13 protein-coding genes and 1 other RNA gene are annotated in these 11,198 nt (G+C 69.7%); 5 read left to right on the top strand and 9 right to left on the bottom strand.

Translation table 11 applies throughout. The features are described 5' to 3' along the window. Positions 1–46: 46 nt before the first annotated feature. Positions 47–649 (bottom strand): ribosome-associated translation inhibitor RaiA, encoded by a 603-nt coding sequence (gene raiA, locus Q1K57_RS11580; RefSeq protein WP_300082699.1) that lies wholly within the window; start codon positions 647–649, stop codon positions 47–49. Between the two features lie 199 nt (positions 650–848). Between raiA and Q1K57_RS11575 the strand changes: the two genes are divergently transcribed. Both Q1K57_RS11575 and Q1K57_RS11570 read left to right on the top strand, forming a co-directional pair. Next, positions 849–2,258, top strand: coding sequence for an ammonium transporter (locus Q1K57_RS11575; RefSeq protein ID WP_300082696.1), 1,410 nt, complete (start codon positions 849–851; stop codon positions 2,256–2,258). Then, positions 2,255–2,593: a P-II family nitrogen regulator gene (locus Q1K57_RS11570; protein ID WP_300082694.1), complete on the top strand. Its 339-nt coding sequence runs from the start codon at positions 2,255–2,257 to the stop codon at positions 2,591–2,593. Before Q1K57_RS11575 ends, Q1K57_RS11570 begins: the two co-directional genes overlap by 4 nt. A 115-nt stretch (positions 2,594–2,708) precedes the next feature. Here Q1K57_RS11570 and Q1K57_RS11565 read toward each other — a convergent pair whose 3' ends face one another. The 5 genes from Q1K57_RS11565 to Q1K57_RS11545 are packed head-to-tail and all read right to left on the bottom strand — an operon-like array spanning position 2,709 to position 7,962. Next, a complete protein-coding gene (locus tag Q1K57_RS11565; protein ID WP_300082691.1) occupies positions 2,709–3,398 on the bottom strand; it encodes a phosphoribosyltransferase family protein in 690 nt (229 codons plus the stop codon). A 23-nt stretch (positions 3,399–3,421) separates the two neighbouring features. Beyond that, positions 3,422–5,116 carry an LpqB family beta-propeller domain-containing protein gene (locus tag Q1K57_RS11560; protein WP_300082688.1) on the bottom strand — a complete coding sequence of 565 codons (1,695 nt, stop codon included), beginning with the start codon at positions 5,114–5,116 and terminating at the stop codon, positions 3,422–3,424. Continuing rightward, positions 5,116–6,663, bottom strand: a complete 1,548-nt coding sequence (gene mtrB / locus Q1K57_RS11555; RefSeq protein ID WP_300082685.1) for an MtrAB system histidine kinase MtrB — start codon at positions 6,661–6,663, stop codon at positions 5,116–5,118. Before mtrB ends, Q1K57_RS11560 begins: the two co-directional genes overlap by 1 nt. Beyond that, positions 6,660–7,358 carry an MtrAB system response regulator MtrA gene (mtrA, locus tag Q1K57_RS11550; RefSeq protein WP_300082682.1) on the bottom strand — a complete coding sequence of 233 codons (699 nt, stop codon included), beginning with the start codon at positions 7,356–7,358 and terminating at the stop codon, positions 6,660–6,662. The genes mtrB and mtrA overlap by 4 nt, the downstream gene beginning before the upstream one ends. A 34-nt stretch (positions 7,359–7,392) precedes the next feature. After that, a complete protein-coding gene (locus Q1K57_RS11545; protein ID WP_300082679.1) occupies positions 7,393–7,962 on the bottom strand; it encodes a YqgE/AlgH family protein in 570 nt (189 codons plus the stop codon). Positions 7,963–8,212: 250 nt separating this feature from the next. On the opposite strand from Q1K57_RS11545, the gene Q1K57_RS11540 reads away from it, so the two are divergent. Then, positions 8,213–8,656 carry an LD-carboxypeptidase gene (locus Q1K57_RS11540; RefSeq protein ID WP_366525369.1) on the top strand — a complete coding sequence of 148 codons (444 nt, stop codon included), beginning with the start codon at positions 8,213–8,215 and terminating at the stop codon, positions 8,654–8,656. Here the strand turns inward: Q1K57_RS11540 and Q1K57_RS11535 are convergent. Further along, complete coding sequence (locus Q1K57_RS11535) at positions 8,591–9,076, bottom strand: GNAT family N-acetyltransferase (RefSeq protein ID WP_300082676.1); 486 nt, start codon at positions 9,074–9,076, stop codon at positions 8,591–8,593. The two genes, Q1K57_RS11540 and Q1K57_RS11535, sit on opposite strands and share 66 nt — an antisense overlap. Positions 9,077–9,588: 512 nt before the next feature. Here Q1K57_RS11535 and relB point away from each other — a divergent pair. Then, entirely contained in the window at positions 9,589–9,804 is a 216-nt protein-coding gene (relB, locus tag Q1K57_RS11530; RefSeq protein ID WP_300082673.1) for a type II toxin-antitoxin system RelB family antitoxin, read from the top strand. Continuing rightward, positions 9,801–10,085 (top strand): type II toxin-antitoxin system RelE/ParE family toxin, encoded by a 285-nt coding sequence (locus Q1K57_RS11525; protein WP_300082670.1) that lies wholly within the window; start codon positions 9,801–9,803, stop codon positions 10,083–10,085. The genes relB and Q1K57_RS11525 overlap by 4 nt, the downstream gene beginning before the upstream one ends. Positions 10,086–10,314: 229 nt before the next feature. On the opposite strand, the gene ssrA is transcribed toward Q1K57_RS11525, so the two are convergent. Beyond that, positions 10,315–10,685, bottom strand: a transfer-messenger RNA (tmRNA) gene (gene ssrA / locus Q1K57_RS11520). Positions 10,686–10,741: 56 nt separating this feature from the next. Then, positions 10,742–11,198, bottom strand: a 457-nt coding sequence (locus Q1K57_RS11515; RefSeq protein WP_300082667.1) for a DUF4870 domain-containing protein, incomplete at its 5' end; no start/stop codon positions are given.

Genomic DNA, 11,198 nt, shown 5'->3' with positions numbered 1-11,198 from the left:
GCCAGGGCGATCCGCCGCGCCGCGGCACGCGTGAGGCGGACCGAGTTCACTCCTTCGGCAGGTCCAGGTGGATGACGCCGTAGTCGTAGGCGCGACGGCGGTACACGACGCTCGGGGCGCCCGACTCGGCATCGACGTAGAGGAAGAAATCGTGGCCGACGAGCTCCATCTCGTCGAGAGCCTGGGCGAGGGTCAGCGGCGTGGCCGGGAAGATCTTCTCCCGGACGACGAGCGGGCCGTCGCCGGTGATCTCGAGGCCGGCGATGCGCTGGACAGGCGCAGCCTCGGGGTCCGCGGGTGCCTTGACGGCGGGGGCCTGTTCGAGGGAGTCGGCGACCCGCAGGCCACGGTGCACCTTGCGGCGGTCGGCCGCGCGGCGCAACTGGCTCTTCATGCGGTCGAGGGCGTGCTCGAAGGCCATCGACTTGTCATCGGCGGAGGCCTCGGCACGCACGACCGGCCCGCGGCCGTACAAGGTGATCTCCACCTTGGTCGCCTGATCGGGCTGCTTGTGCGGATAGGCGGAGACCTGGACCTCCACGCGCTGTACCCGGTCGCGGAAGCGCTCGATCGCGCCGATCCGCTCCGACACCTTGTCCCGGAACTCGTCCGAGATCGTGCAGCGGCGTCCGGTGACGATGACGTCCATGTCAGTCCTTTCTCGAGGGGCCGATGGAAATGGCACCCGGGCCAGCCTTCGGCGACGAACGCCGAGGGTCTGGCTGTGGTGCCATGAGGCGACCCTAGCGCAGCGCGGACCGCTTTTCACGGCGCGCGCGCACCCGGTGTCTCCAGCCCCGACCAGCGCCCGTAACGAAGGTGCAACACGCCGCTAACAGACGCGGAACATGGACAACACGGAAGCGAAACACGGCCCCGTCACGATCATGAACATGATCTACGAAATCTCCGCGGGCGACACCGCGTGGGTTCTCACCAGTGCGGCTCTCGTGCTGCTGATGACCCCCGGCCTCGCCCTCTTCTACGGCGGAATGGTCCGGGCCAAGGGTGTACTCAACATGATGATGATGTCCTTCATCACCATGGGCACCATCGGCGTCCTGTGGGTTCTCTACGGCTACTCGATGGCCTTCGGCAACTCGATCGGCGGGGCCGGCATCCTCGGCAACCCCTTCGAGTTCATCGGCCTCAACGGGCTCATGAGTGAGGACGCCACCGCGGGTACCCTGCCCGCCATGGCCTTCGTCGCGTTCCAGGCGTGCTTCGCCATCATTGCGGTCGCGCTGGTCTCCGGCGCGATCGCCGACCGCGCCACCTTCAAGGGGTGGACCCTCTTCACGATCCTGTGGGGCACCTTCGTCTACTTCCCGGCCGCCCACTGGGTGTTCGCGTTCTCGTCGGAAGACGGCAGTGTCGTCGGCGGCTGGATCGCCAACCAGGTCAAGGCGATCGACTTCGCCGGTGGCACCGCCATCCACATCAACGCCGGCGCTGCGGCCTTGGCGCTGGCTCTCGTCCTCGGTCCCCGGCTGGAGTTCGGCTCCCGGCCGATGCGCCCCCACAACATGACCATGGTCATGCTCGGCGCCGCCCTGCTGTGGTTCGGCTGGTTCGGCTTCAACGCCGGCTCCGCTGTGGCCGCCAACACGACTGCTGGCGTGGCCTGGGTGAACACCCTCGCTGCGACCTCCGCCGCCCTGTGCGCCTGGCTCATCGTGGAGGTCTTCCGAGACGGACACCCGACGTCGCTCGGTGCGGCGTCCGGCATCGTCGCAGGCTTGGTCGGCATCACGCCGGCCGCCGGTTCGGTCAGCCCCCTCGGCGCGCTCGTCATCGGCGCGGTCGCGGGCGTCGCCTGCGCCTACGCCGTCGGGCTGAAGAACCTCTTCGGCTACGACGACTCGCTCGATGTGGTGGGCGTCCACCTCGTCGGCGGCATGGTGGGCACCCTGCTCATCGGCCTGCTGGCCGACCCGGACAGCCCTGCAGGCGTCGCGGGCCTCTTCTACGGTGGCGGTGTCGACCAGCTGTGGCGCCAGGCCGTGGGTGCCTTCGCCGTGCTGGTCTACTCGTTCATCGTGTCGTGGGTGATCGGCACGGCGATCCACAAGACCATCGGATTCCGGGTCACCCCGGCCGAAGAGCTGTCCGGCATCGACTTGGTCGAGCACTCCGAGGTCGGCTACGACTTCAGCCCCGTCTACTACTCCGCTCTCGGATCGGGCGTTCGCCGCTCGCTGCTGCTGGACGCCAGCCACCTGCCGGAGAGCGAACTGAACGCCGAGGAGGCCCAATGAAGCTCGTCACCGCCATCATCCAGCCCGACCACCTGGACGACGTCCAGCTCGCGCTGATCAAGTACGGCGTGCGGGGCATGACCCTGTCCGAGGTGTCCGGCTACGCCCGACAACGCGGCCACAAGGAGGTCTACCGTGGCTCGACCTACACCATCGACTTCATCCTCAAGGTGAAGCTGGAGATCCTCTGCGACTCCGACGAGGCCGGTCCCATCGTCGACGTCATCGCCGAAGCGGCCCGCACGGGCCAGGTCGGTGACGGCAAGGTCTGGGTGACCGACATCTCCGAGGTCGTGCGGGTCCGCACCGGCGAGTCCGGCGTCGCGGCCCTCTGACCAGGCACCAGGCGCCAGCACCCCGCGCCCCCGGTCCCGGGGGCGACCGTGAAATCGACCGAGCGTCGCCGACCCCCCGGCGCACGCTCGGTCGATTTCCTGCGTCAGCCCTGGCTCACCCGGGATGCTCCGGGTGCCGGCGCAGGGCCGCGCAGAGGACGCCGCAGCCTGCGACGCGCATGCCCTCCGCCTGCAGCGCCCGGACGGCCTCCGCCAGGCTCGCCCCGGTCGTCACCAGGTCGTCGATGACGATCACCGTCCCCGGCACCTGTCGGCGCGCCCGGAGCGCACCTCTCAGGTTGCGGCGGCGCTCCCCGATCGTCAGGCCGGACTGGTCGGTCACCCGGCGTGTGTGGGCGAGCACGCGCGCCGAACGGGCGGGCAGGCCCACGGCGTCCAGGAGGGACGCCGCCCGGCGGGCCAGCAAGGCCGTGGTGTCCAGCCCCCGCTCGCGCACGACCGTCGCCCGCGACGGCATGGGCACGAGAACGACGGGCTGCGCCTGCACCCCGTCCCCACCAGCCGCCAGCACCTCGGCAACCGCGCAGGCCAACGACCCCGCGAGCACATCGGTGAGGCTGCGCGAGCCGCGCTCCTTGAACGCGACCACCGCGCTTGCCCACACCCCCTCATAGGCGTGCGCGGCGACCACCGGCACGCCCGCCGCCGCCCAGGGGACCCTGAACGCCTCCGGTGCGCCGAGCACGGCGCGGCAGGCGGCGCAGGCTCCGGCGGCGTCGGCGCCACACGTCGGGCAGGCCGCACCGAGGAACCAAGCGGCCGCGGCGTCCAGGAGCGCTCTCACGCCCGCACATTAGGACCGGTCCGTCACCCTGGGTAGAACAGCGAGCTGACGGTCGCCGGGAGGGTCGACCATCGGAAGTCCGCGTTGTAGCGCAGCACCTCACCGTTGGCGCGGCGGACGAAGGGCACGACGCCGGGCGCGACGGCCATCTCGACGAGGTTGTCCTCCCCGGAGGGACCGACCGGGGCGATCGTCGACCCGTCTTGGGCGAGCGACATGACGATCGACGAGTGGCCGTCGGTGGTGAGCACCATGAGCGTGTCGGCCGTGCGCCAGCCGACGTCGCGCACCGCGCGCGCGGCAATCGAGTCGGACACCGACAACTGCCGGACACCCTCGATGGCCAGTTGGGTGCCGATTCGGGAGACGACACCGACCGCCACCGACGACGTGCCGCCCGGCTGCTCGATGACGAGCGCGACCCGCACCCCGTCGGGCGCCAGGCGGAGCACCGAGACGCGGCCGTCGCCCAAGCCTGTGACCGATGCGGTCACCCACGTTCCGTCTGCCAGGACCGCGGAGATGGCCCCACGGTCGTCGGACACCCACAGCTCGCCCTGTCGTGCGTAGTGCGGCCGCCGGAGGCCGATGGCGCTCGCGACGGGCTGACTACCCGGCTCCGACATGGGGGCCGTCACGAGGGCCGTGCGGTCGCCGGTCACGGCTGCGACCTGGAGAGCGTCCGGACGGACGGCGGCGAACGACACGCCTTCCAGCCCCGGTGCGGCCGGGATCGACTCCAGCCCGCCCGCACCCTCCATCGCCCGCACCACGCGCCCGCCGACGACCGCGAACAGCTGGCGGCTCGTCTGGCGGTCCTGCGGGTCGGCCGCGGGAAAGGCGTCCAGCGGGACCGCCCGGGTGTACGTGTCCACCTGCCAAGGGATGCCGTCGGTCCAGGCCACTTCGACGCCGGTGGCGTTCTCGAAGGGACGCAGCGTCCAAACGAGCCTCGCGACGAGCTGGCGGCGCGCCACATCGTCCAGATCTGGCCCAAGCCGCTCGAGGCGGACCTGAACGACCCCGGTCGAGTCGATGTGCGCCGACGCGAAGCCGACGAGGAGCAACTGGTGGTCGAGGCCGGGCGCGAGCCATGAGGGCGGGTCGGCTGTGACCGCACGGACGGCCCCTTCGAGCGCGTAGGCGCCCCGGGGGAAGAACCGCGGGTCGGGCACCAACCATTCCCGCCCCGGGGCCCAGTGGTAGACGACCACCCGCGTGAACGCGCTGCTGAACAGGTACTCCGACACGATGAGACCCTCGGGCGGGGAGTCGATGCGCCACTGGTCCGCCACCTGGACGAGCCCGAAGTCGTGCTCCAGCTGGCCGGTCGACTGGTGGTAGGAGCCGGCGGCGTCCAACGTCCCCACGATGGGGGCGACGAGGCGGGCTCCCGTGTCGGTGGAGCTGACGGGGTTGCCCTCGGCGTAGATGCGGACGCCGGCGGACGGGTTCCACGTCTCGTTGGCCCTCTCCGTGAGGTAGGTGCGCGCGACGCCGTAGTCGGGCTGCCAGGACGCCATCGCGTGCAGGAAGCCCTCGACGACCTCGCCGGGAGACGCGTTGCGGTCGGGCGGCGCCGGGGCGATCTCGACCCCTGGGTTGATGCGGCCGGGGTCCGCCGACACGCGCGCGACAGGCCCACTCGTCGGCACCCCGGCGCAGCCGGCGGTCAGTCCGGCCAGCCCGAGCGCGACGAGCAGCTGACGGCGGTGCATCACTGACCTCCCTCCGGCACGACAGGGATGGGTGACTCCAGCACGCTCTCCCCCGGCCGCACGGGCAGCGTGAGCCGGAACTGGGCGCCCCGCCCCGGTCGTCCCCATGCGTTCAGCCATCCGCCGTGCAGTTGGGCGTCCGAGAGTGCGATCGACAGCCCGAGGCCGGACCCGCCGACCGTGCGCTGGCGGGAGGGGTCGCCGCGCCAGAACCGCGAGAACACCTGGTGGCTCTGGGCGGCGCTGAAGCCGACGCCGAAGTCGCACACCGCCACCGCCACCGCCGACGCATTGGCGGCCACGGTGACGATCACGTCGCGCCCCTCGCCGTGCTCGATCGCGTTGGAGAGCAGGTTGCTGACGATGCGCCGGATGCGACGCGGATCGACGAGGCAGTAGGCGTGGCGGGGGGCGTCCAGAACGATGGTGGTCTCGTAGGCGTCCGCCAGCGCCTGCTGAGCGGCGACCTCCACGGACACGAGGTCGACGAGATCGACGTCCTCGAGCTGCAGTTCGGCGGCGCCGGCGTCGAAGCGGGAGATCTCCAGGAGGTCGGTGAGCAGCGTCTCGAAACGGTCGATCTCGCCACGCAACAGCTCGACCGACCGGCGCGGGACGGGCTCCATCCGGGCACGGTTCTCGTGGATCACGTCGACGGCCATGCGGATCGTGGTCAGCGGCGTCCGGAGTTCGTGCGAGACGTCGGAGACGAACTGGCGCTGGACTCGGGACAGGTTCTCGAGCTGGCCCAACCGGTCCTGCAGTTCGGCGGCCATGTGGTTCATCGATTGGCTCAGGCCGGCCAGGTCGTCCGAGCCGCGCACCGTCATCCGCTCGGCCAGGTCGCCCGCGGCGATCCGTTCGGACGCCTCACGCGCGGCCCGGATGGGCCGCAGCGCCTGCAGCGAGATCAGGTACATGATGCCGGTCATGAGCGGCAGGAACGCTGTGGCGGCGAGCAGCGCCGAGCGCCGGACCACCTGCAGGGTCTCCTCCTCCTGGTCCATGAGGAACAGGAAGTAGACCGGGTAGCGGCCGCTGCCGGGCGCCAGCAGGGCCCCGCCGACGACGAGTCCGGCCGCGTCCGCACGGCCGTCGGAGAACCGGATGAGGGTCGGGGTCGTGAAGAGGTCCTGGCCGCCATCGGCCACGGCCGTCCGGATGGAGGGGGGCACGCTGCCGACGTCCACCCCCGCCGAGGCAATGTCGGAGACCGGCCCCGAGATGACCACCTCGTACTGGTTGCCGACGTTGCCGCGACTGGCGGCGTCCCGGGCGAGGACGGTGAGTCGCTCGTTGACGGTGGAAGTGCGCAGGTCGGCGTCCCGGAGCGAGCTCTGCATGCTCTCGATGACGGCGGACGCCTCGGAGACCGACTGCGCGGTTTTCGCCTCGAGGATGCCGCGACTGGAGGTGTCGACGAGAAGCCAGCCGGTGAGGGCGAGGACGATGAGGGACGCCGTCACGCTCATCGTGACCACCCGGAACGACAGGGACCGCGCCCACCAGGTCCACGGCGCGGCCAGCAGACGCCGGACGCGCGTCATGAGGAGGGCGAACCCGCCCGGTAGCCGATGCCGCGGACCGTGACCACGATCTCGGGACGCTCGGGGTCGCGCTCGATCTTGGAGCGGAGCCGCTGCACGTGCACGTTGACGAGGCGCGTGTCACCGGGATGCCGGTAGCCCCACACCTCCTGCAACAACAGTTCGCGCGTGAACGCCTGGCGCGGCCTGCTGGCCAGCGCGAGGAGCAGGTCGAACTCAAGAGGGGTGAGTGCGATGGGCTCGTCGCCGCGGTGGACCGTGTGCGCCTCGGCGTCGATCACGACGTCGCCGATGCGGAGCACCTTCGGGTCCTCCTCTGGGGGTGTCGACCGGCGCAGCCGGGTCTTGACCCGGGCCAGCAGCTCCTGGGTCTTGAACGGCTTGGGCACGTAGTCGTCGGCGCCCGCCTCGAGCCCCTCCACCACGTCGCGCGTGTCGGACTTGGCGGTCAACATGACGATCGGCACGTCGGATTCGGCACGCAGGTCGCGACACACGTCCACACCGTCGCGACCGGGCAGCATGAGGTCGAGGAGCACGAGGTCGGGGCGGCAGCGCCGGAACTCGTCGAGGACGCGATCGCCACGAGACACCCAACTGGTCTCGAAACCGGAGGCCTGCAGCACGATCTGGAGCATCTCGGCCAGCGCCACGTCGTCGTCGACGACGAGGATCAGGCTGCCCGATTCAGCCATCGTGTCTCCCCTCCCGTTCCGCCCAGTGTGGCATTCAGTTCCACTCGGGCGTGGTCGTCCACGTCGACAACCAGCCTAGTTCGCCCGGCTGGCGGGCCAGGACCCGGCGCCACAGGCCCTCGGGGTCGGCGTCGAACACGTCGGAATACGTGCCGGGCAAGCAGAACCAGAGGTCGCGGGCGACCTCATCGGCGAGCTGCCCCGGCCCCCAGCCGGCGTAGCCGGCAAAGATCCGAAGGTCGCGGAAGGCTCCGTCGGCAAGTTCGAACGGCGTCTGGAGGTGCAGCAGGCCGACGGAGGCGAACACGCGACGCCAGCCCGGCGGCTCCTCGTCGGCGTGCAGCGGCGAGGCGAGGCAGATGGCTCCCTCCTGGGACACGGGGCCGCCGTCGTGGAGCCGGTGCGGATAGCTGGCGAGGCGTTCCCAGCCGGGCAGGGCATGGGCCAGTTCCAGGTCGGCGAACCGATTGAGGACGACGCCGAGCGCACCCGAGGCGTCCACGTCGAGCAGCAGGACGACGCTGCCGTCGAAGACGCCGTCGGTGAGCATCACCCCGGCCACCAGCAGGGTTCCCGGCTCGAGGGGTGCAGCAGCGGCGTCCACGCCCTCATCCTGCCAGAGGGGCTGTTCGCGCGAGGGCCCGGACTCCCCACGTGCAACGCCGGCGATGAACGCCTCTGCCCGCCAGAGCGAAGGTCGGCCATCAGACGCGGACCACTAGGCTGCCCGCGTTGAGTTCCTGACAGCGCCCAAGGCGGCGGTGGGAGACAAGGTGGCCGTCCTCTCCCCGTCGTTCGCCGCCCCGGCTTGAGGACCGTGCCGCAGACCTCAACGCGCGTTCGCCGACCCCGAGATCAGGGCGATCCTCACCACCATCGGAGGCGAGGACGAGATCACCGTCATCCCGCATCTTGACGCCTCGACAGCGAGGAGTGACCCCAAGCCGTTCCTCGGCTACAGCGACAACACGAACATCCTCGGCTGGCTGTGGACGCAGGTCGTCCCGGGCTTCTACGGCGGCGCGACCCAGGTCACCTCGGCCCCGGGCCGCGCGTGGACGAGTTTCACGCCGCCTCGCTGCGCGCAGCGCTGCTCACGGGAGAGCGCATCGAACTCACCGAACCCGGTGAGTCGGAGGACTTCGGGCACGACTGGAACGACCCGCGGGCGCTGTTCGAGTTCGGCGTACGCGAACCCACCGAGCCCTGGACGTGGTCGGACCGGGGCTCCATCAGACGCTCGTGCTCAGCCAGCGAATCTCCCCATCGAGCTCCACCGCGGTCGGGGCCATTCCTAGCTTCGTCGCGATGGACTGCGAGGCCAGGTGGTCAGGATGGATGTGCGCGACCAAGTCGTTGATCCCGCTCCCCGCGAGGCGCTCGACCAGCAGCTGTGCCGCGCGCGTCGCGAAGCCATGCCCCTGCCAGGGCCTCCCGATCACCCAAGCGATCTCAGCTGGCTCCCCATTCTTGGGCACGGTGGCCTGCACGTAGCCTATGGGCTGCTCGTCGGGTAGCCGCATGACCACCAAGTTGATCCATTCCTCCGAGCCATCGGAGGAATACCCGCGTGCCTGGATCGTGTACCTCCGTTCAAGTTCCGCGACACTCGGGGGCTCTCCACCGGTGAACTCGTACAGTGACGGGTCCGCCAGCACCCGGGACATCACCTCCGCGTCTTGGACCGACAGCGGGCGTAGACCGACAGCGTTGCCCATGCGGAGCAGTCCACCATCCGACCCTCAAGCCCGGCAAGGCATTTCCGGAGCAAGGAGGCACTGCCATGCCGCGTGGGTCCCGATCCATCAGGAGAATGCCCAGGTCATGGCCCATGCCGATGGCGCGGGCCAGATCGGACTGTTGGGCGTCGGTGAGGAAGCTGATGGCCTGGGGCATCCACCTCGTCGACGGCCTCCTCCCCGAGCCCAGCTGGCCCAACCCAAGGTCGATGAGCTCGTTGACCGCACATCTCACCTCGAGGGATGGACGACCGCGGGACTGGAAACGGACAGCGGGATCATGATATGCACCCGTCTCCAGCCGTCGACGTGACCGCATCCACCAGTGGTCCTGATTCGCTCGCTTGCCACCGCGTCCGAGACAACGAAAGGGGTGGAGAGCTACCGCTCCCGGCCTCTTCGCACGGGTGCTCTCGAGAGTTGCTGACGCACACCAGCCGTGAATTCACTGTAGTCAGCATGAACCCCTGCCACCGCCCAGGAGGCGAACGATGACGACCATGACCGTGCGCATGAACGCAGAGGACGCCGAGCTCGTCCGCAAGTTCGCCCAGTTCGAGGGCGTCACCATCTCCGACTTCGCCCGGAAGGCCATCCTGGAGAAAATCGAGGACTCCTACGACCTGCAGGAACTCCGCGAAGCCATCGCCCACGATTCCGGCGAGCGGTTCAGCATCGACGAGATCCTCCACGAGCTCGCCCGGTGAGCATTCCCCCAGGCACTTATCGCGTCGAACTGACAGCGAGGGCACGCAAGCAACTGACGAAGATGGATCGCTTCGACGCCAGGATTCTCGCGACCTGGATCAAGAACAACCTCGACGGGTGCACCGACCTCCGATCCCTCGGCAAGGGTTTGACAGCCACTCACACCGGCGAGTGGCGCTATCGGGTTGGTTCCTACCGAATCCTCGCGCTGATCCACGACTCTGTGGTCACCATCGAGGTGTTCTCCATCGGGAGACGAGACAAGGTGTGCACGGACTAGCCCCCGGAGGCCCACGAGTGCGACTCCTCGCCTCCTGCGTGGACGACAACACCGCCAGCATCGGAGCCTGGAAGCGGCGGGCCTGATGCCACGGACGCCGCGCACGTCAACGGCACCGGTTGGTTCGAACGAAAAGACGAGCGGGTGATCGGGTGAACTCATACTCCGGACCCCGCACGCCACAGGGCCGGGACCGCTTCCGCGGCCCCGGCCCCGTCACAACAGAGGTGAGTGGAGGTGGCGGGAATTGAACCCGCGTCCTCGAAAGGCGAACCAGGTCTTCTCCGTGCGCAGCCGGTGGTGTCGTTCTGCTCGGCCCCCGCGCTCGTCACCGGCACGTCGCGGACAGGCCCAGCCCTGGTGAAGTCCCGACCAGCCGCCAAGGCGTCAGCTGGTCAGCAAGCCTCCTTGATGAGGCCGGACACCGGACGGAAGGCTACATCCGGGCCGACCCTTCGATCACTGATCAGGCAGCGAGAGCGAAGTCTGCACGAGTGTTGTCGGCAGTTATTGGTTTCCGACGGTCGTTTGCGAGTTGTCGTCGGCTCCTCGGCACGCTTCTCCTGGGACTACCGTCCCGAGTCGAAACCAGTCACCCCCTCTTGAGTTGTCCCGACCGCGCCCACCGCAGTGGCCGAGCCGGTCGGGCCATCCTATCAACGCCCGCGGGTGTCCAATGCTTCCCACCGGATCACCCGGGTCACCGGGTTGCGCCACGGCTGCCCTGAGAACGCCCGGGCGCCGCCCAGGATCGTGAGAACGAGCCACGTGAACCAGCCGACCACCGCGATGGTGGCGCCCACGGCCTCCGGCAGCAGGAGGCTGCCGAGCAGGACCGTCGCGAAGAACGCGATCCCCGCGATGAGCTGGAAGTTGAAGGCCTTCGCCGCCTCGCGGCGCGCCGGCGAACCCGACGGCGAGACCGCGTGCACGAACAGCGGCCCGAGGATCCAGGTGAACAGCCCCGACAGATGCGCGACGCCGCCGCCGAACGTGCCCTGGTTGCCCGGCGCACGGACGCCGACCGGCCGCACCGCGGGCGGGATGCCGTAGAAGCTGGCATTGAGATCGCGGCGGGTCTGCGCGGTCATGACGCCGGTGAGGCGGCGGTCG

Origin of the sequence: Propioniciclava sp. (assembly GCF_029977985.1) — a bacterium.
In the GTDB taxonomy this organism is placed as follows: domain Bacteria; phylum Actinomycetota; class Actinomycetes; order Propionibacteriales; family Propionibacteriaceae; genus Propioniciclava.
This window is presented reverse-complemented; position numbering and strand designations above follow the sequence as displayed.